We start from the raw sequence: 19,112 nt of genomic DNA, 5'->3' as shown, positions 1-19,112 counted from the left end.
TAATTATAAGGTAAAGATAAATTATTTAAATATTGACCTTAATTCTCTATTTGCAATTATTTAAACAACCTATACCTTTCATCTAAAGTTTTTCTTTTTCTTTAGATTTGAATGTTTTACAACACGTATCTGATGATTGACTTGCCGCCTCTTTAGACATATGCATTTCAAAATCAGAAGCAAACTCTGCATCATGTTTCTTATCGATACGTTTATCCATATCGATTGCTATCTTTTCAGCACCACAAAAATTACCTTTGGCATGGAAAACACAATTTGATACAGCACAGCTTACTTGAACATTCGGCATAACTATCCACCCCTTGTGATTGGTCTAGAAAAATATAGATAAGCAATCTAATCCATACTCTTCATTAAGTATTTTGTCCAATACAAGCGTTTTTACAAGCAAAGCATGAAAATAACTTTATTATTTATTTAAAATAGCTATCGTTAATTTTTACTTGAAGACCGAGTTTTATCTTGAGGCTTTAAAAATTTTGGGCGTTTATTATATCCACTTGGAGCTGCACGTATTAAAGATTTTTTGATATCAGTCCAATTCAAATCTGCGCCAAGACTTAAGTACGGTACACCTAACACACGTATATTCGCAACATAAATAAGTATAAAGAATAGGGACAAGAAGAAACCAAATAAGCCAAAAAAAGCAGCCATTAAGACGACAAATAAACGGAAAACACTCATGGCCGTTACAAATGATTGATTTACAAGTGTATATGCAGCAATACTTGAAATAGCAATTACTACTATCATTGAAGGACTCGTTATGCCCGCCTTGATCGCCGCATCGCCGACAATTAACCCCCCAACAACACTTATGGTTCCGCTCAAAAGAGATGGTAAGCGGAGACTTGCCTCGCGAAATAATTCAAACATAAATAACATCAGCAATATTTCCAGTAAGGTAGGAAAAGGCAAGCCCGTTCTTGATTGTACAACTGTTGCTAAAAGTAGTATTGGCATTTGTTCTTGATGATAGGTCGATAAGGCAAGCCAAAAACCTGGTGCGAGCATACTTATTAATATTCCTACGATTCGTAGCAGTCGTTCTATAGAACCTACAATAGCTGGATAATCATTATCTTCACCTGATTTAAATAGTAAAAAGATATTCGGTGGTGTAATGATTACATAGGACACTCCATCGACTAAAATAAGAATGCGTCCTCTACTTAACGTTTGTACCGCAAAATCTGGGCGACCTGTATAATCGTGTAGGGGAAGAATTTTAGAGGTTTTGCCCATCGTATCCATCAATATATCGCCATTAATCACGACATCTGTATCAACTTTACGTAATTGCGTTTTAACTTCATCCACCATCGTTTTATTGGCTATATCCTCCATATAAAGAACGGCTACTGTCGTTTTAGAACGCCTACCAACTTCCACCGTTTCTACACTCAGTGAATTAGTTGGTAGTCGCTTGCGAATTAAAGCAATATTAATAAAAACATCTTCTATAAAATCATCTCTCGGTCCTTTAATTACCAATTCATTTTTTGTTTCTTCAGGATTTCGATTCGGCTTATTAGAAATTTTACTTGAGAATAAAATTTTCTCCTTTTCAAAGTAAAGTAAAGCATATCCTGTATAGACACGCGTAATAGCATCTTCTAAATCCGTTATTTTTTGAAGATTTGGAATGTGTAATTCATTTGTTATTTGCTCTGCTAATAATGTTGTTGAAGCATCTTCACACAAAGATTGGACTCGATTTATAATGACCTTATTCAATAAAAACTGATCAAACATTGATTCACATGTAATAAAATGAACACTATGTTGTTGAAAGGTATAAGATTGAAATATCACGTCAGCAGAGCGTTGAAATAGTTCTTTCAACGTTTTCAATTCGATATTTAGATTCATTGATTGAATATTCCTCATCTCCTACTGAACTCGATTCAAACAAAGTATTGTAAAATACACATACAATATTTTTCCCAATGTCCAACAAATTATGCAGTTATTCTTGTAACCATTATGTTATTTAAATTTAGCCAATCATTTTCTGTAAATTCGCCATTTCAATAGCTGATATTGCTGCGTCATAGCCTTTATTACCAGATTTTGTCCCAGCGCGTTCAATTGCCTGCTCAATATTTTCAGTTGTGACAACACCAAAAATAACTGGTATGTTTGTAGCAAGAGCAACGTTAGCTATGCCTTTTGCTGATTCGTTGCAAACATAATCATAATGTGTTGTAGAGCCACGAATAACTGTGCCAAGACCAATAATGGCATCATATTTTTTTGTTTCCGCTAGGTTTTTAGCAATAAATGGAATTTCAAATACACCTGGTACCCACGCAACATCAATTAAATCCTCGTCTACACCATGCCGTTTTAGCCCATCCAATGCACCGCTTAATAATTTACTAGTAATAAATTCATTAAATCGACCAACTACTACCGCTATTTTTAGATCATTGCCAATTAATTGTGCTTCAAATGTTTTTCCCATAAATTGATTCTCCTCTTTTACACTGTAAGTGAATTTTTTCCTTGTATTTGTTGACGACGATAGGCTGCTAATGCATCAATCGAAATCATTTTTAATTTGTGTTTTTTCGCATATTTGACTAAATCATCAAAGCGTAGCATTTCACCATCATCCCCCATAATTTCACAAATAACACCAGCTTGTATGCTTTGGCAAAGCTTTGCTAAATCGATAGTAGCCTCCGTATGCCCTCTACGTTCTAAAACACCATTTTCCTTTGCTATAAGTGGAAATACATGCCCAGGTCTACGAAAATCAGTTGCTTGCGCTTGTGACTCTAGCATTTTTCGAATTGTCAACGCACGTTCAAAGGCGCTAATGCCTGTTTTTGTATCTTTGTAATCAATACTTACGGTAAATGCCGTTTGGTGATGGTCCGTATTATTTACGACCATTGGATGCAACGCTAATTGTTGTGCAAGCTGCTGTGAAATCGGCGTACAAACAAGCCCTCTTCCATATGTAGCCATAAAGTTTATCGTTTCTGGTGACATGAACTCTGCAAGGGCAAGTAAATCCCCTTCATTTTCACGGTCTTCATCATCCACGACAACAATCATTTTGCCTTGTTTTAAATCTACAATTGCTTCTTCAATTGAATATAGCAAAATTGCCACCTCCTAATAAACTTTAATTTTTACTGTACTTCTATACTTTCAAAGACAGATTAAAACCCATGCTTCGCTAAGTAATCTTTTGTAATGGTTGGTGATTGCTGACCACGCTGTAGCTGGTGCATAATGTATTTACCAACTAAATCGGTTTCAATATTGACTGGTGATCCTACATTTTTTGTTCCTAATACAGTTTCCTTGTATGTGTGCGGAATAAGCGATACGGTGACGCTGTTTTTTGCCACATGGAAGAGCGTTAAACTCGTTCCATCAATTGTGATTGAACCTTTAGGAATACAATAGCTAGTTAACTCCTCTGAAAGTTCTATATCAATGTATACAGCATTGGCCATTGGACGTTTGCGTAATATTTTCCCCACTCCATCAACATGCCCTGAAACAAAATGACCACCAAAACGTCCATTCGCAGGCATTGCACGCTCTAAATTCACTGCATTACCAACCGTGAGTTGCTGCAAATTTGTCGCTTTCACTGTTTCAGGCATCACGTCCATTGTCAGTTCCTGCTCATTATAATGTGTTACTGTCAAACACACGCCATTGACAGCTATACTATCGCCTAGCTTCACGTCCGATACTATCTTTGGCGTAATAACAGTTATTTTCATACTTAGTCTATCGTTTTGCAAGGTTTTTACTGTGCCAACATCCTCAATAATACCTGTAAACATTTTTCCACCTACTTTCTACTTTTTAAATTTTGACCTGTAATTGCTTAAACGAGACAAACAAAAAACCCCATATAAAAATGGGGTTTGGGAGTTCTAATTCATAAGACGTCACTAAATAAACCTAATGGAAATAAATTTTCCACAGGCTACCATCTCATCGTTCTTCTCCCATCCAGACTATAACTGTCGGTTTTGGATTTGCACCAAATCAGCTTGCGCTCACGGACTTTGAATTGCTTCATCACCGCCGATTGGGAATTTCACCCTACCCCGAAGAACAGAAACCTATTAAATTTTTAACTAAATAAAAAAACTCCCCAACTAAGGCGATGGGAAGTAGTTTTGTATATACGCGTAATCAAATAGACCTTTTAAAGTCATACTAATTTAAAAAGCTTATACATCTACCCTTCTCCCATCCAGACTGTAACTGTCGGTTTTGGATTTGCACCAAATCAGCTTGCGCTCACGGACTTTGAATTACTTCATCACCGCCGATTGGGAATTTCACCCTACCCTGAAGGATATGTTTATTTAGTTACTTCATACGATAACATTATTTTAATACATTATCCACTTAAAATTTTCAAGTGAATTTTGATACAGGAAATTTCCTTAACTTAAAAGTGCTATAAATAGTAAAACTCCTTAGCTTATTGAAGGTAATTCAGTAACCTTCAAGCTAAGGAGCATTTGCTTTATTATTCTTACATATAAATGGTTATAATTTAAGAATATGAAATCAATTCCTTTTTAGATGATTTACTTTCCTTAAACTTCTTGTTCGTCTTTGTTATCCGGTATAACTACACGAGAATTCCCCATCATGAATACGAAAATTGCTGCAATAACAATTGGAATAAGCGCAAGTAGGAATACATGTGTAACGGAGCTAGACATTGCATTCACAATGATATCAAGAATGTTAGCTGGAATTTTCTCACGTACACTCGGTTCAAAAATTTCTCTCATATCCCCAGCATCAAACATTGCGGAATTGGAGCCTTGCCCCAAACTTTTGAATCCTTCAGTTAGTTTACTAGTAAAGACATTGTTTTGAATCGTTCCAAAAATCGTAATCCCCATCGTCATCCCAAGTGTTCGAAGAAACGAATTGGTTGAATTTGCAGTACCACGATAGCGAGCATCTAGATTATGCTGCGAAGCTGTCGGTAGTAATGAGAACGAGAAGCCCATACCAAAGCCTACGAGAATCATATACAGTGTAAGAAGTATTCGAGCCGTATCTGGCGTAAGTGTGCTTAGTAAAAACATACCTGCAAAATAAGATATTACTGAAATAACCATTAAGTTTCGATAGCTTATTTTCGTTAAGAAAATACCACCAAAAGCACTTCCTGCAACGGACCCCAACATCATTGGCATCAAAATTAGCCCTGCATTTGTTGCGGATGCACCATATACAGCTTGCACATAAATCGGTATATATACTGTTAAAATAATAAAAGTACCACCATATAAGAACGCTAACATTTGCGAAGAGGCAAATAAGCGACGTTTAAATAAGAAGAAAGGAAGTATTGGTTCTTCTGCTTTCAGCTCTACAAAAAAGAACACGATAAAGAACACAGCAAAACTGATAAATAATGAAATTATCGGCGCTGAATTCCAATCGAACTGTTTACCACCTAGCTCCAATGCAAACATTAGACTGATAACAGCTAAAACAAGTGTAGCAGCTCCCCACCAATCTATCTTCTGCTTTGTAAGAACAGGCGATTCTTTATAATTTTTAATTATAAGAAATAATGACACGATACCAATTGGAAGGTTAATGTAAAATACCCACTCCCATCCGAAATTATCTGTAATATAAGCGCCTAGAAGTGGACCTACAACACTTGCGATACCGAATACTGCGCCAAGTAACCCTACCATTTTCCCACGTCTTTCTGGTGGGAAAATATCAAATACAATTGTAAAAGCGATTGGCATTAACGCACCTGCACCAATCCCTTGAATCGCGCGAAAAATACTGAGTTGCTCAATCGTATGAGCGAAACCGCAAAGGGCCGAACCAAGTAAAAACACGCCTAAACCAAAAATAAAAAATCGCTTTCTTCCATACATATCGGATAACTTACCGAAAATAGGCATACCCGCCATTGTTGTTACCATATAAGCAGAAGTAACCCAAACAAATTTGTCCATGCCGCCAAGTTGCGAAACGATTGTTCCCATTGCAGTCGCAACAATTGTATTGTCAATTGCTGACATAAAAATGGCAAGAAGTAAACCTGCCACTACGAACTTTGTATTACTATTACTTTTCGATGCTTCCATTTAGAAACCCCTTTGCAAATTATTAATACCCTCGCGAAAATTCACATGTAAACAATCACATATCAGTAAAACATTTCATAAACTCTTCAAGCAAGATGTTAACAGTCTAAAAGGAGGTATATTCTTTGTCAAGCACCCGATACAATATAGCCTTCTAAGGAACCTCTTCCATTTATACCTCATCGCCTATCCATCACACTCCTCTATACCCAGTTTCAGGTAATAAATAAAAAAACCTTTAACTGAATGTTTTTACTTATTCAGCGGAAAGACTATTTATGAAAGATGAGAGAAACCTTAATCTAAAAAGAGCGTTACTTCATACGTGACTACTTTTGTTCAGCTTGACATAGAAAAATAGGAATGTTAATGTGAGTCATTGTTCAACGCAGCTTCAGTACAACGGACACTTCACTTGCTACGAACATAGTCAAATTCCCCTCATTGGAGGTTTTTTATTGTTTACTACTATTTCTAATAAAAAACGGATTTTATTCTATATCCTATTAGCACTGTGCTTTGTGGCTTCCCTTTTATTTGTTTTTCACAATGAATCCTTTTATGAGCGGCCAATTGCAGAAGTTGTAAAAACAGAGTTGGAAGATTCAACACCTATATCGGATATGTATAGTAATGACGATCAATTATTTACGCAGCAAATAACTGCATTCGTGAAAAATGGCGAAGCTAAAGGACAACTTATTTATTTAACAAATGAGTATTCTTCCTCTGGCGCTTTTGATCACGAATACAAGGTCGGAAACAAACTTTTTGTTTCCATAAAGGCGGATAAAACTAAAAAAGGGCAATTAACAGGCTCGATTTTAGACGTAAAGCGCGATCAATACGTGTTAATAGTTGCGTGGATTTTTATTTTCGCCCTATTAATTGTTGGCAAAAGACAGGGGCTATTTTCAATAATCAGTTTAATTGTTAATGCACTTATATTATCATTTGCATTGGATTTATATGTAAAGCACCCAAACGTCAGCTTGTTATTCGTTAGCGGTGTATGTGTTCTGCTATTTACTGGTGTTTCGTTGATACTCATAAATGGATTAAATGAAAAAACCTATGCGGCAATGCTGGCAACACTTTTAGGAACTTTCATTTCATTACTTATTAGCTTTTTCGTATTGTGGATTACAAATGAAAACGGTCTTCGTTATGAGGAAATGCAATTTCTAACACGACCTTATCGCATGGTTTTTATGGCTGGTTTATTTATAGGGGCGCTAGGAGCTGTAATGGATGTTTCGATTACTATGGCTTCTTCCATGTTTGCTCTATATGAACAAAATCCAACGATTTCTGACAAAGCGTTAAAAGTTTCAGGACTTGATATCGGGAAAGATATTATGGGCACAATTACAAGTATTTTATTTTTTGTTTATATATGTGGTTCCATTCCAATGCTTATTTTATATTTAAAAAATTCCTCTACACTAGGGCTAACACTTTCCATGAATCTTTCACTAGAATTAGCTCGCGCTCTAGCAGGTGGTATCGGTGTTGTTTTAACAATTCCCATCAGTCTTTACACTTCTATTTTTTTCATTAAACGAAAGAGGGTAAATTGATGAATGTACTAGTATGGCTAACGGCCATTTTATTTATATTGATGATTGTTATTGGTGGAAAAAAAGGGGTACGCTCTTTTCTTTCTTTATTTTTAAACTTCGGGGTACTCTTTATCACAATCTTTTTAATGACCAATCCAAAAAATAGCCCCATTATGTTAACGTTCATTGCTTGCACAATCATCAGTTGGATTAGCCTTTTTTATATTAATGAAAAGAACAGCAAAACAATGACCGCATTTATTTCGACAATGATTACCATTGTGATCTTGCTATTTTTTATTGTGATTGTCACAGAGAAGTCTATGATCCAAGGTTTTGGAGAGGAATCCACAGAAGAAATTAGCATATTTTCACTTTATATTGGTGTGAACTTTGTTCAAATTGGTGCTTCAGTTATTATCATGAGTACAATTGGCGCCATTTTAGACGTCGCCATTTCCATTGCCTCGTCCATGCATGAAATCTTTCACCACAACCCGCTCATTAGTAGAAAAAAACTATTCACATCCGGGTTAAGCATTGGGAAAGATATTTTAGGTACAGATACAAATACACTATTTTTCGCTTTCTTTGGCGGGTATTTAGGTCTGTTAATATGGTTTAAAGATTTAAACTACTCGATTGGCGAAATCATCAATTCTAAAATTTTTAGCACGGAGCTCATCACAATATTTTGCGCGGGCATAGGCATTGCAGCCATTATTCCCATCGCGTCATCTGTCAATGCCTATTATTTAATCAAAACTCGAGAAAAAGTACGTGCACAAGAAAGTGCCAGTCACTCAAAGTGACTGGCACTATTTGTTCGAAATTTCCCACTTCGCATATTAATCTTTATGATATTTCTTTTCAGAAATCCAATAGTGCGAAATCATTACAGTTAAAGAAATCCAAATGATAGAAATGAGGATATTTCCGTAGACATGCGAATCGACTGAACCCGTTATTAATACCATCATTGCATGTTGACTCATTCCTGCGGGATTTAATAAATCAATTATTGGATGTAAGCCACTAATCATTTTAAAAATAAGCAAGCAAACGATACTAATTAAAGCGATAACGCCTTGTCCATTAAAAATAGTACTCACCATCGAAGTAAATGAAATCATAAAAAGAACCCATAATTGATAAAAAACAATGGCTAGTATCATATCTAGAAATGAAATATTATTAAACAAAAAATTTACATAAGCGTAAGATACAACATATCCAAATGTCACACTAATAGCTACAAATGAGAAATTAGAAAAGAGCTTTCCACCGATGTATGATCCTACTTTTACAGGTCTTGTTAGAATAAAATCAAGCATCCCATTTGCTTTATCTGACTGAATGATGCCCATCATAGAAATGACAACAATCATAATGCCCAACTGATCGAATTGCGAACCAAGAGTTGCGGCCATTACCTGCGCTCCATCCTGCTGAATTATTGAAGGGTCAATCATAATGCCTTGATTTCCACCAAGCGAGGCTAAAATTGATGGTAAATAATATGTAACAACCGGTTGCGTTGCGCCTAAAAACATAAAAGCAAGGGGTAACCAAATAACTTTAAAGTCACGAAACATTTGTACATATTCTTTTTTAGTTAAAATATAAAAAGGCGTCATACACTCACCACCATTTTTAAAAAGATTTCTTCTAACGTCTCACTACTTCCAACTTCAAATCGAACAATATCTATTTTGTGTTCCAAAGTATCACGAATTAACCTATCTTTATTTTCAAGAACATTATCGAGAGTAATCTTCATTTTTTTTCCGATTACTTCTACATTTTTTACATACGAAAGTTTTTCAATGATTTGTACCCAAAGTATATTTTCCGATGCAATTTCAAGATGCACAACCGATTCACTGTTGTGAGTTAATAATTTTTCTATTGTCGTATCCTCGATTTTCATGCCTTGTTTCATGATGACAAATCGTTCACAGATTTCTTCTGCATCACCTAAAATGTGAGTTGATAATAAAATAGTCGTTTCATGTTTAATTTCTTGAATTAAATTTAAAACCTCTCTCCTACCTATTGGATCTAATGCCGAAACAGGCTCATCCATGACAATAAAAGATGGCTTATGTAAAAGCGTTTGGGCAATGCCCAATCTCTGCTTCATTCCCCCAGAAAATGTTTGGACTTTCTCATCTTGTTCGTTAAATAATCCAACTTTTGTTAATATTGCTGGTACTTCCTCAATAAGTGTTTCTTTTGCTATACCTGATAACTGTCCCATAAAGAAGAGTGTTTCTTTGGCTGTCATCCAATGGAAAAAGTCAGGGTATTGTGGAAGATACCCTATCTCTCTTTTCATATTTGAAATTTTTTTCCCATCTAGAAGTACTTCGCCTTTCTCTGCATATAAAATGCTTGCAATGATTTTAATTAACGTAGACTTTCCCGCACCGTTTGGCCCTATGAGTCCCACACACTGACCAGTTTCAACTTCCATAGTAAAGTTATTGACTGCTGTCTTGGATTTAAAGTTTTTTGTGACATCTTTAATTTCTAACTTCATAAGCTTTTTCTCCTTTTCGTCCAATAGTGAAATATAAAATGGGTCCAATTGTATTGAAAAATAAGATAACTATTGTCCATAAAAGAACATTTGTCCTTGTCTTACGATGCCGATACAAATCAAACAGTGCAATAAGAATAAGAATGAGTCCAACAACCATAAACGGTAATGCAATCTGTAGTACTGCTAACCAATCGATATCCTTCAATTCATTTAACCCATAGTGAAGTTTCATTAAAAATTCTCCTTTTCAAATACATTATCATTACTGATAATGATAACAATAACACACATTTTTTGGAATTGCACCTTTTTATTGCTTTCATTTTATGTTACCATTCATTATTATCTATTATGATAATATTATCAAAATGGAGAATACATTTACTTTCAACACACAGTTAACTACTTTTCTTCATCGAATCTAAACGAAGTCCAAACATGTTATTATTTCAAGTGGTTCTTCTCATAGGGGGTTACTATGTTACAAATAAAGATAGATACGAGCAGCCAATTGCAAATTTATAAACAAGTCGTAAATCAAATTATTGAACTTATTGCAAAAGGCCAAATTCAATACAATGATAGTCTTCCATCTGTTCGAAATATGGCGAAAGATATAGGAATAAACATACATACAGTTTCTAAAAGCTATCATGAACTTGAGAAAAAAGGCATAATAAAGATGGAGAATCGAGTAAAAGCAAAAGTTATCGCTAGCTCAAATCATGTAGTAGAAGATTTACAATTACACAATCTTGAACTTTCTGTAAAAACCATTATTATGGAGGCTTATGTAATGGGATTTAATAAGAAGAAAATTAGTCAATCTATCAAAAAAATTTTAGATGAATTGGATTAAATATAAAGAGAGAAAACTTGTATGATATATTGCAAATTTTTTAGTGTTTGCATTTCTCTCTTACAGGTTTTTTATTTGCAAATATCCATTTTCCACCGCATCTTGTATCCACAAGGTCCTCTACACTAAAAACTCGTTATCTGTTTCTTTTTTTCTGCATTCATGTCATTATGAACGAATGATTCTATGTATTTAAAACATACATCTAGATAATAATGATAATTCCAATCACAACCTAAAGGAGAAAAAATACAATGAAACATATAATATTTGATTTTGATGGTACACTTGCAGATTCTACAGCGGTGCTCGCCTCTGTATGGAACATAATCGCGAAAAAATATGAATTTAAGGAAGTGCAGTTAGAGGATATTGATTCACTAAAAAAAATATCAATTGCTGAACGAAGTAAATTATTTAACTTCCCCCTACACAAGCTTCCTATTATACTTCCTCAATTTTACCGATTATATCAACAGTCATTAAAAGAAGTTCATCTATTTCATGGTATGAAAGATGTTTTAAAGGAAATTGAAAGCAAAGGTTATACTATCGCGATTATCTCCTCTAATTCAAAAGACAATATTGTGGAATTTTTAAACACGAACGGCATCGACTATGTCTCTGAAGTACTGTGCTCTAGCCGTATTTTTGGAAAGGATAAAGTAATAAAAAAATATTTAAAAGAATCGAACATCAAAAGATCAGACGTGATATATGTTGGTGATGAGCAACGTGATATCATCGCATGCAAAAAAGTTGGTATTCCAATTATTTGGGTTGATTGGGGATATGACGCAATCGAGGTTATTCAATCAGAAGAGCCCGATTACAAAGTATTTTCTCCAGCCGAAATATTAAATATCATTTAAAGCAAGTAACAAATTTCAGATTTCCTTGCGCTCGCAAAAGAGACACTTCTTCAAAAGTGTCTACATACTTTTATCATTTAATTGTGTTTATTTCCGCCATGGGCTAGCGCTTTCCGCTCGGCATACGGTACGATGCAACTTGATTGCGCAAAGTTGCGTAAAGGAGTCGCCGCCCTCTACTCCTATAACTATAAAACAGGCAGCAAGATTAAATTTCTTGCTGCCTGTTGTCGTCAAAGCTAACCACGTGATTAGCTTTCTATTGAGTTGTAAGCTTTTTTAAAACCGCTTGGTATTTTTCTGATGTTCGCACTTCTACTGTTAAAAAATCTTTTCCATAGGTCGCCTTTATCAAAAATGGTACATCACTCGTGTTTTGAAACCTAAAATCTAACCCACCGTAGGACACCGTTGCATCTCTACCCTTTGGGACGTAGCCAACATCTAATGAATGATGGTGTCGCTCGACGAATTTTATAGGTAATTGATCGACTGCATTAAACAACGTTGAGGAAGTTTGGCATATCCCCCCACCGATGCCCATTACGAGTTCTTTATTAATAATTTCGGGTGCAGGCTGATAGCCGTTTTCTTCATCTCTAGGTCCAACGACAGTATTAAAAGAAAAAGTATCCCCGCTCCCTACAATAACATTATTAATGGCCTTTGCTGAAAGTTCAATATTTTTGTTTCTTCCTGCATCTGATGAATTGAAGTATGTTGAATAAGAAGCCACAACAACATCCTCTAAATACGGAATGTCTTCAAGATAATAGCCACTTTCTGTAATATACAATGGCATTTCTACCTTGCCCCCCGTTGCAGATGCAGCTAGCACCCTTTCAACCAACTCACTTTCTTTTAAAATCATCAAAGGGCTGCCTTTAATAATCCCACCTTTATCATCCAATTTGTCGAGTACCATTCGCTTATCTAAACCAACTACTGTACCTGTTCCTCTTGCTAACTGCTGTGCAAATTGTTCAATTTTCTTTTTATACGATTCAGAGTCTGTTTCATAACCTAGTTCCTGTGGTGATATGATGTGTATGATTTCCAAAGATTGCGGATCAACAATTTCAACCACTACAGGTCCAGCTTCCTGCTCCTTGTCCTCAGTGTACGTCACTGGCTGCTTGTCATCGTCAATTTCAATTTGTTCGTTCTCTAATTTTTCTTGACAACCAGCCAAAGCAATAGTACATCCTAAACAAAGTACAGCCATCCATCTCTTCAAGTTCAAACACCTACCTCTAACTTACTTACAGCAACATCTTATTCGACTAGTAAGGATAGTGTGTTTCTTTTCATGCATTTTTATTGGTATTTGCTTAAATAATTGTATATAAACTATGGAGAACTAGGATACTAACCAATCAATAGTGGTATAATTTTTATTCATTTTACATAATTTAACCAATTATAAAACTCTTCATAAAAAATTTAGTAGATGCTCACTTTTGTGGAGTGGTGAATTGTTCAAAATTAAGTGTTCGTCATATACTGTGTTTACAAACACCATCTACAGCAATTTCCTCTAATTAAAATCTTCCTCTCTTTCTTTGACCTTTTGCCTTTCGACAATTCATTTTTAAACTTAAAACCACTTATATAAAACTATGAACTTGCATAAAGTCCCATGTTTCTACTATATATATAGAAAAAGTCAACGAACAAAGTTATGGCTAGGACTATTAACATTCGAAAAAATGCTGAAGCTTGTAGTAAAATAAATTACATCATTATCCTAAATTTTGAAAAGGAGGTAGAAAAGATGCCTACTACACTATTATCTTCTAAATTAACGATTCCTCTCAATGCACCTGATTTAATTGAGCGAAAACAATTATTTGATCTTTTACGACTTCATACTTATAAAAAAGTAACGATTTTACGTGCTCCAGCAGGCTATGGGAAAACAACTGTCCTAAGCAGCTGGTTTGAAAATAGTAAGGAAGCTGTGGCTTGGGTTTCACTTGATGCTGCTGAAAATGATCCGATTCGTTATTGGACTTACGCTGTGCATGCCGTTGCCAAAGCTTATCAGTGCAATATAGACCAAATACTTGCTCCACTATTACATGCTCAAGACCTAGCAACACTTGAATTTTTTATCAATTCATTTTTGGAAGAACTCAATGCTTTAGCAAAACCAATACATATTGTATTAGATGATTATCATGTAATTGATAATCCCGCAATTCATCAACTTATGACTCAATTTATAGAGTACTTACCTTGTGAGGTACATATATATATTGCGACTCGGACAGCCCTTGCACTTCCTACCGCTAAGTGGCGTGTTAAACAATGGCTACAAGAATTCAATGCGGATCATTTACGCTTTACGTTGCAAGAAACTAAGCAATTTTTTTCCTGCAAACATGCGACTCCACTAAATCAACAACATTTACAAAATGTTTTAGACAAAACGGAAGGATGGGTAGCTGGATTATTGTTAACGCGCTTAGCGAATGAACAACAGGTGAACCCAATCGATAATATCGCGCAGCCGTTTATTTCTGAGTTTCTATGGCAAGAAATTATTCAAAACCTTCCGTCAACAACACAAAAGTTTCTCATACAGACATCTCTACTGCACGAACTAGAACCTGCTATATGTGACCAACTCACAAAGCAATCAAATAGCCTTGAATTGTTAGAAAGTTTAGAAGCAAAAGGTCTATTTATCATTCGTCTGCAATCAAAAAAGCCTGTTTTCCGCTACCATCATTTATTTGCTGAGGCTTTACAATTAGAACTAAACAAACAATATTCAGTTCAGCAAGTACGATTGATTGTCCAAGAAGTTGCTCATTCTATTTACAAACAGGGAAATTATAATTCTGCCATTGAGCTAGCGCTTAAATATGAACAATATGAACAAGCAACTTCATGGATAACAGAACATCTTGTACAGCTCTACGCTTCTGGGCAAACTACAACATTTATGCGCTGGCTACAACAACTTCGGGGTGCTCACTATGTCGTTCCATATGAGATGCTTGTTATCGGCTTCCTAACTTCTATTACAACAATGGACACCAAAATAGCTACTTCCGTTATGGAGGAGCTTGAAATGCGACAACATGTAGAACATTGGATGGAGCAAGAAGAGCATGCTGCGATGGCATATATTTATGAAAGTGCTAAGGCATATGCTATCGTCGCTTCTGGTGGAAATTTACAGTTAGTTGAAGAAATTATGCGCAATCTGCTTGCTAAAGGGCCTGCGCCCTCACGCTGGGATAACGTTCCGATTCCTTATAATATTTTCGAATACAAGCTTTCTCGCACTAGTATCGGCTCAAAAGGGAAACTTCAAATAATGGAAGATGGCGAAGCAGTTGGCAAACTTTTTCGAGAGACATCGTTACAAACTGCAAATGTTACAGCATTTAGCTATGGGGTCGCTGCTGAATCTTTATACGAACGAAGTTTAATAGAATATGCTCAAAAGGAGCTTGAAATCGCCATTGGTTTAGGTCATCATCATCAAGATGCTGGTTTATTTATTCCTATGTATTTATTAAAAGCGAAAATTTACACACATCAACAACAAGCAACTACAGCTCGTGCGATGCTAGCACAAGTATTAGAAGATGTTTCGGAAAAACATTGGCGAACTTCCATTCAAATTATGCAAGCTTATTGTTTTATAGTTGATGGAGATAGTCAAAATGCAGAGATGCTATTGCAGGCGACAAAAACGAAGCAACCATTTTGGCAGCTCGTTTATGCTCGTTTACTGTTATTAAAGGGCGAGCTAAACGATGCATTATCTTTTGTCATTCAAGTGAAAACGAAGGCTCAGCAAGATGAGCAAATCGCAACGATTATAGAAGCCACCGTGTTAGAGGCTATTTGCCAGCATCGTTTAGGAAACACTTCTATCGCATTAGATATTTTACATGAAGTGTTACAATTAGCAGCAAAATATTATTATGTTCGGACGTTAATAGATGAGAAGGAGCTACTCCCCATTCTAGAGCAATATTTTCAATTAGAATCGTATGCATTAAAATGGAATCCTTACCCAGATTATTATTTCAATTATCTTCAAAGTTGCACAACAAGTGTCGCTCGTAATGAAATATTGACACCACGTGAAATGGAATTGCTCGATCTTTTAGCCAATGGTGTCACCAATCGAGAAATTGCGAAGCTACTTAATTTATCAGATGGAACCGTACGCGTTTATTTATCTACTATTTATCAAAAACTAGGTGTCAAATCCCGCACGCAAGCAATACTCCACTCGAAAAAGTAAATATGAGAATGAGCATCTGACAGCGATTGTTGTTAGTTGCTCTTTTTAGTTTTATTTAAGGATATTTGGCAAAACAATGAATATTCCCTTAAAATTGTTTTATTTTTCTAATAATTTTATAATGTAATTAGAACAATCGTTCAATTTTTAAAAAGGAGATCTTTCTTGAATACAAGACGTTATGACAGCGAAATCGCTAAAAATGAAATTATGAAACATGCGTCCATCTTATTTGCACAAAAGGGTTATAACCAAACATCCGTCGGAGATATTTCCAAGGCTGCAGGTTACAGTAAAGGTCATATTTATTATCATTTTGAAAATAAAGAAAAGCTTTTTGTCCTTTTAGCACAAAACACAATGCAAGATTGGTATAGTAAATGGCAGCAAAAAGAACAAAGCTACTTAACAGCAACAGATAAATTGTACGGCATGGCAATTCATGTTCTTTATAACTATCAGACACCTTTATTAAAATCAGGTCAGGAATTAGCTGCAAATCCAACAATTAGTGCGCAATCTCTACAAAAGCTAGCCGATTTAGCAATCGTCCCTATGGGAGCATATCGTGCCATTTTTCAAGAAGGCGTAGATAAAGGCGAATTTATCGCTGGTAATATAGATGAATGGTCTGTTCTTCTCGGTACATGGTTGGGAGGGTTATGTCAACTTACCGATGCACAAGAATTACAATTACTTGAACCACTTTTTAAACAAGCAATTGCCATCTTTTTAGTATCAATCCGAATTGGAGGAAATTAAAATGAGAGTTGCATTAATTGGTGATAGTTTAACGGAAGGTCGTCCAGGAGTATCTTTCTCGAATCTTTTGCAAGAAAAGTATCCAGACATTACTTTTACCAATCTCGGCAAATCCGGCGAGACGGTGAAAAGTTTGCATTCGCGCTTAATAAAAGAACCATTAGCTACTGATTATGATTTTGCTTTTCTCTGGATTGGGGTCAATGATGTTTATTCTAAATTGCTAAAAGTTCAAGCAAAGCCCGTTGTTAAAGATCACGAGGAATTTCGCACATATTTCACAAAAGTAGTAGAGCTAATACTCTCTTCATCTAAGCAAATTATAATCGTATCACCAGCCATTGTAGGTGAAAACATGTTAAATGAGCCTAATCAAGAATTGAAAGATTTATCAGCTATAATGCAATCTGCTTCGCTCAAATATCAAAATTTTTGTTTCTTAAACTTGCAATCCGTCTTTGAACAACAGTTGTCTAATGTAACTAGCTCAGACTATATCGGCACGAGTATTTTAAGCGTTATGAAGGATGTGCTATTTTATAAAAAGGCTTCTCGCATTAATCAACTTTCTAAAAAGCGAGGACTCCATTTAACACTAGATGGAATTCATTTTAATAGTAAAGGTGCTAAAATTGTAGCAGATGAATATGCAACAAAGATTGACCAACTTTTATTTACTAATAATAGTGAGTTAACTAGTTAATGTACAAAAAAAGAACTGTTCCTATTACGTTGGAACAGTTCTTTTAGCTTGTCGACAAAAGGGATTAAGAATAGAAATCTTAATCCCTTTTGTTATTTTTATTGTAAAAAAGGGGCTCTTACTTTCGTCTTGCCATACTCTTAAGTAGACTGCTAGCAATACATATAAAGTTGATTGGAGTGGAGGGCGGACGACTCATGCGGGAATGCACAATACGAAAGACGCAACAGACCGCGCGTTAGCGAGGGTTGGGGCTGACGATGTGCCCGCGGAAAGCGCCAGCCCGTAGCGGAAATCAACGGCAGTAGTCATCCTCTATATTAATTTTAAACAAAAAAGGACTAAAGACAAATTTGAAAAACTCCGAGTTTGTCTTTAGTCCTAAAGAACTATTCCTATTACGTTAGAACAGTTCTTTTATATTATTTTTGTATAAACATTTGAGACCAGTAATTACCATCTTTCACAAAGCCTACACCGATATGTGTATAGTTTTTGTTTAGAATATTTGCTCGGTGTCCTTCACTATTCATCCAAGCATTTACGACTTCAGTAGCTGATTTTTGACCTTTGGCAATATTTTCTCCAGCTGATTTATACGTAATACCGAAGTTTTTCATCATTGTAAATGGTGTGCCATATGTTGGACTTGTATGATCGAAGTAGTTTTTATCATGCATGTCTTGAGATTTATATTTTGCTACTCTTGAAAGCTCCCAATCTTCTTTTAATGCTGGAAGACCTGCTTTTGCTCGTTCTGCATTGACAAGTTTAACTACTTCTTGCTCTACAGATGCTTGCTCATTTGTTGGAATATTAATTTTTTGTCCAATGTTAATTTGATCAGGATTTGCTAGTTGAGGATTGGCATCAATTAGCTCCTGCACGCCTGTTTGAGTGTTTACGGCAATTTTCCAAAGAGAATCACCTGCTACTACTGTATATGAATCAGCTGCCATTGCGCTGATTGGTACTAATAATGATACGGATAATACGGATGCCATCGCGACTTTTTTTACTTTTTTAAACATGTAATTCATTCCTTCCTGTTTTGCTCTATATTCATGGTAAATAGTTTTGCAACATAATTCATCACTAAATATTTGGAAGGATTTTTACAGTTGTATTACATTTGAAATAATTGACGAATAGATTGCCAGATTAACGGTCTTTTTTCTCAACTTTTTAGTAATAAATTTGAAATATAGTTGTAACAGGAATATATTACTACAAGATTTTTAGTAGAAATGATACCTTTTCATTTATTTAATACCCAATAAATAGAAAATAAATTGTTTTAATGCCTAATTGTTTGAGTGCCTGACACTCTCCTAGGTATGCACCTAGCATCATATCAGCTTGTTAAAGCGTAAAAATCCACTTCGCTTTCCGCGGGCAG

17 protein-coding genes, 1 pseudogene and 2 riboswitches are annotated in these 19,112 nt (G+C 35.4%); of the genes and pseudogenes, 7 read left to right on the top strand and 11 right to left on the bottom strand.

Annotated features, from left to right (window positions below; all coding sequences use genetic code 11):
- Positions 1 to 82: 82 nt before the first annotated feature.
- The 6 genes and pseudogenes from ACQKNX_RS01900 to ACQKNX_RS01875 all read right to left on the bottom strand — a co-directional run bounded on the left by ACQKNX_RS01900 (position 83) and on the right by ACQKNX_RS01875 (position 6,140).
- Entirely contained in the window at positions 83 to 310 is a 228-nt protein-coding gene (locus tag ACQKNX_RS01900; protein ID WP_427427311.1) for a DUF1540 domain-containing protein, read from the bottom strand.
- Between the two features lie 143 nt (positions 311 to 453).
- Positions 454 to 1,896 carry a spore germination protein gene (locus ACQKNX_RS01895; RefSeq protein ID WP_427427310.1) on the bottom strand — a complete coding sequence of 481 codons (1,443 nt, stop codon included), beginning with the start codon at positions 1,894 to 1,896 and terminating at the stop codon, positions 454 to 456.
- Between the two features lie 127 nt (positions 1,897 to 2,023).
- The gene (gene ribH / locus ACQKNX_RS01890) at positions 2,024 to 2,491 is read right to left on the bottom strand and encodes a 6,7-dimethyl-8-ribityllumazine synthase (protein ID WP_427427309.1); all 468 of its coding nucleotides are present in this window, start codon (positions 2,489 to 2,491) and stop codon (positions 2,024 to 2,026) included.
- A gap of 56 nt (positions 2,492 to 2,547) precedes the next feature.
- Positions 2,548 to 3,138: pseudogene (gene ribB, locus ACQKNX_RS01885) on the bottom strand (3,4-dihydroxy-2-butanone-4-phosphate synthase); the annotation flags it as partial.
- A 59-nt stretch (positions 3,139 to 3,197) separates the two neighbouring features.
- The gene (gene ribE, locus ACQKNX_RS01880) at positions 3,198 to 3,836 is read right to left on the bottom strand and encodes a riboflavin synthase (protein ID WP_427427308.1); all 639 of its coding nucleotides are present in this window, start codon (positions 3,834 to 3,836) and stop codon (positions 3,198 to 3,200) included.
- Positions 3,837 to 3,992: 156 nt separating this feature from the next.
- A riboswitch (FMN riboswitch) is annotated at positions 3,993 to 4,118 on the bottom strand.
- A gap of 121 nt (positions 4,119 to 4,239) precedes the next feature.
- A riboswitch (FMN riboswitch) is annotated at positions 4,240 to 4,365 on the bottom strand.
- Positions 4,366 to 4,607: 242 nt separating this feature from the next.
- Entirely contained in the window at positions 4,608 to 6,140 is a 1,533-nt protein-coding gene (locus ACQKNX_RS01875) for an MDR family MFS transporter (RefSeq protein WP_427427307.1), read from the bottom strand.
- Positions 6,141 to 6,598: 458 nt separating this feature from the next.
- Between ACQKNX_RS01875 and ACQKNX_RS01870 the strand changes: the two genes are divergently transcribed.
- Together ACQKNX_RS01870 and ACQKNX_RS01865 are read left to right on the top strand one after the other, a co-directional pair.
- Positions 6,599 to 7,720, top strand: a complete 1,122-nt coding sequence (locus ACQKNX_RS01870; protein WP_427427306.1) for a YibE/F family protein — start codon at positions 6,599 to 6,601, stop codon at positions 7,718 to 7,720.
- On the top strand, positions 7,720 to 8,514 hold the full coding sequence (locus tag ACQKNX_RS01865) for a YibE/F family protein (protein ID WP_427427305.1): 795 nt from the start codon (positions 7,720 to 7,722) through the stop codon (positions 8,512 to 8,514). The genes ACQKNX_RS01870 and ACQKNX_RS01865 overlap by 1 nt, the downstream gene beginning before the upstream one ends.
- Before the next feature lie 36 nt (positions 8,515 to 8,550).
- Here ACQKNX_RS01865 and ACQKNX_RS01860 read toward each other — a convergent pair whose 3' ends face one another.
- From ACQKNX_RS01860 to ACQKNX_RS01850, 3 genes are read right to left on the bottom strand one after another with little or no spacing between them, the layout of a single operon-like run.
- On the bottom strand, positions 8,551 to 9,339 hold the full coding sequence (locus tag ACQKNX_RS01860; protein WP_427427304.1) for an ABC transporter permease: 789 nt from the start codon (positions 9,337 to 9,339) through the stop codon (positions 8,551 to 8,553).
- Positions 9,336 to 10,244: an ABC transporter ATP-binding protein gene (locus ACQKNX_RS01855; RefSeq protein WP_427427303.1), complete on the bottom strand. Its 909-nt coding sequence runs from the start codon at positions 10,242 to 10,244 to the stop codon at positions 9,336 to 9,338. The genes ACQKNX_RS01860 and ACQKNX_RS01855 overlap by 4 nt, the downstream gene beginning before the upstream one ends.
- Positions 10,228 to 10,479 carry a PLD nuclease N-terminal domain-containing protein gene (locus tag ACQKNX_RS01850; RefSeq protein ID WP_427427302.1) on the bottom strand — a complete coding sequence of 84 codons (252 nt, stop codon included), beginning with the start codon at positions 10,477 to 10,479 and terminating at the stop codon, positions 10,228 to 10,230. Before ACQKNX_RS01850 ends, ACQKNX_RS01855 begins: the two co-directional genes overlap by 17 nt.
- Positions 10,480 to 10,725: 246 nt before the next feature.
- Here ACQKNX_RS01850 and ACQKNX_RS01845 point away from each other — a divergent pair, with 246 nt between their 5' ends.
- Both ACQKNX_RS01845 and ACQKNX_RS01840 read left to right on the top strand, forming a co-directional pair.
- Positions 10,726 to 11,106 carry a GntR family transcriptional regulator gene (locus ACQKNX_RS01845; protein WP_427427301.1) on the top strand — a complete coding sequence of 127 codons (381 nt, stop codon included), beginning with the start codon at positions 10,726 to 10,728 and terminating at the stop codon, positions 11,104 to 11,106.
- A 254-nt stretch (positions 11,107 to 11,360) separates the two neighbouring features.
- Positions 11,361 to 11,978 (top strand): HAD-IA family hydrolase, encoded by a 618-nt coding sequence (locus tag ACQKNX_RS01840; protein WP_427427300.1) that lies wholly within the window; start codon positions 11,361 to 11,363, stop codon positions 11,976 to 11,978.
- Between the two features lie 259 nt (positions 11,979 to 12,237).
- Here ACQKNX_RS01840 and ACQKNX_RS01835 read toward each other — a convergent pair whose 3' ends face one another.
- On the bottom strand, positions 12,238 to 13,203 hold the full coding sequence (locus ACQKNX_RS01835; RefSeq protein WP_427428251.1) for a VanW family protein: 966 nt from the start codon (positions 13,201 to 13,203) through the stop codon (positions 12,238 to 12,240).
- A 549-nt stretch (positions 13,204 to 13,752) separates the two neighbouring features.
- On the opposite strand from ACQKNX_RS01835, the gene ACQKNX_RS01830 reads away from it, so the two are divergent.
- From ACQKNX_RS01830 to ACQKNX_RS01820, 3 genes are all read left to right on the top strand, one after another.
- Entirely contained in the window at positions 13,753 to 16,248 is a 2,496-nt protein-coding gene (locus ACQKNX_RS01830) for a LuxR C-terminal-related transcriptional regulator (RefSeq protein WP_427427299.1), read from the top strand.
- Between the two features lie 165 nt (positions 16,249 to 16,413).
- Positions 16,414 to 17,010, top strand: a complete 597-nt coding sequence (locus tag ACQKNX_RS01825; RefSeq protein WP_427427298.1) for a TetR family transcriptional regulator C-terminal domain-containing protein — start codon at positions 16,414 to 16,416, stop codon at positions 17,008 to 17,010.
- Position 17,011: 1 nt separating this feature from the next.
- Positions 17,012 to 17,713, top strand: a complete 702-nt coding sequence (locus ACQKNX_RS01820) for an SGNH/GDSL hydrolase family protein (RefSeq protein ID WP_427427297.1) — start codon at positions 17,012 to 17,014, stop codon at positions 17,711 to 17,713.
- A 422-nt stretch (positions 17,714 to 18,135) separates the two neighbouring features.
- Here the strand turns inward: ACQKNX_RS01820 and ACQKNX_RS01815 are convergent, their stop codons facing one another.
- Positions 18,136 to 18,744: a CAP domain-containing protein gene (locus ACQKNX_RS01815; protein ID WP_403053176.1), complete on the bottom strand. Its 609-nt coding sequence runs from the start codon at positions 18,742 to 18,744 to the stop codon at positions 18,136 to 18,138.
- Between the last annotated feature and the right edge of the window lie 368 nt (positions 18,745 to 19,112).

It is taken from the genome of Lysinibacillus sp. NPDC093712, from assembly GCF_050280025.1.
Lineage (GTDB): Bacteria > Bacillota > Bacilli > Bacillales_A > Planococcaceae > Lysinibacillus.
The sequence above is the reverse complement of the archived record's forward strand: the minus strand, read 5'-3'. Positions and strand labels throughout refer to the sequence as shown.

What these genes read in the sequence shown, in the direction of transcription:
- ACQKNX_RS01855 (WP_427427303.1), bottom strand. Translation starts at nt 10,244, where the DNA reads ATGAAGTTAGAAATTAAAGATGTCACAAAAAACTTTAAATCCAAGACA.
- ribE (WP_427427308.1), bottom strand. Translation starts at nt 3,836, where the DNA reads ATGTTTACAGGTATTATTGAGGATGTTGGCACAGTAAAAACCTTGCAA.
- ACQKNX_RS01865 (WP_427427305.1), top strand. Translation starts at nt 7,720, where the DNA reads ATGAATGTACTAGTATGGCTAACGGCCATTTTATTTATATTGATGATT.
- ACQKNX_RS01860 (WP_427427304.1), bottom strand. Translation starts at nt 9,339, where the DNA reads ATGACGCCTTTTTATATTTTAACTAAAAAAGAATATGTACAAATGTTT.
- ACQKNX_RS01845 (WP_427427301.1), top strand. Translation starts at nt 10,726, where the DNA reads ATGTTACAAATAAAGATAGATACGAGCAGCCAATTGCAAATTTATAAA.
- ACQKNX_RS01875 (WP_427427307.1), bottom strand. Translation starts at nt 6,140, where the DNA reads ATGGAAGCATCGAAAAGTAATAGTAATACAAAGTTCGTAGTGGCAGGT.
- ribH (WP_427427309.1), bottom strand. Translation starts at nt 2,491, where the DNA reads ATGGGAAAAACATTTGAAGCACAATTAATTGGCAATGATCTAAAAATA.
- ACQKNX_RS01850 (WP_427427302.1), bottom strand. Translation starts at nt 10,479, where the DNA reads ATGAAACTTCACTATGGGTTAAATGAATTGAAGGATATCGATTGGTTA.
- ACQKNX_RS01835 (WP_427428251.1), bottom strand. Translation starts at nt 13,203, where the DNA reads ATGGCTGTACTTTGTTTAGGATGTACTATTGCTTTGGCTGGTTGTCAA.
- ACQKNX_RS01820 (WP_427427297.1), top strand. Translation starts at nt 17,012, where the DNA reads ATGAGAGTTGCATTAATTGGTGATAGTTTAACGGAAGGTCGTCCAGGA.
- ACQKNX_RS01830 (WP_427427299.1), top strand. Translation starts at nt 13,753, where the DNA reads ATGCCTACTACACTATTATCTTCTAAATTAACGATTCCTCTCAATGCA.
- ACQKNX_RS01815 (WP_403053176.1), bottom strand. Translation starts at nt 18,744, where the DNA reads ATGTTTAAAAAAGTAAAAAAAGTCGCGATGGCATCCGTATTATCCGTA.
- ACQKNX_RS01900 (WP_427427311.1), bottom strand. Translation starts at nt 310, where the DNA reads ATGCCGAATGTTCAAGTAAGCTGTGCTGTATCAAATTGTGTTTTCCAT.
- ACQKNX_RS01840 (WP_427427300.1), top strand. Translation starts at nt 11,361, where the DNA reads ATGAAACATATAATATTTGATTTTGATGGTACACTTGCAGATTCTACA.
- ACQKNX_RS01895 (WP_427427310.1), bottom strand. Translation starts at nt 1,896, where the DNA reads ATGAATCTAAATATCGAATTGAAAACGTTGAAAGAACTATTTCAACGC.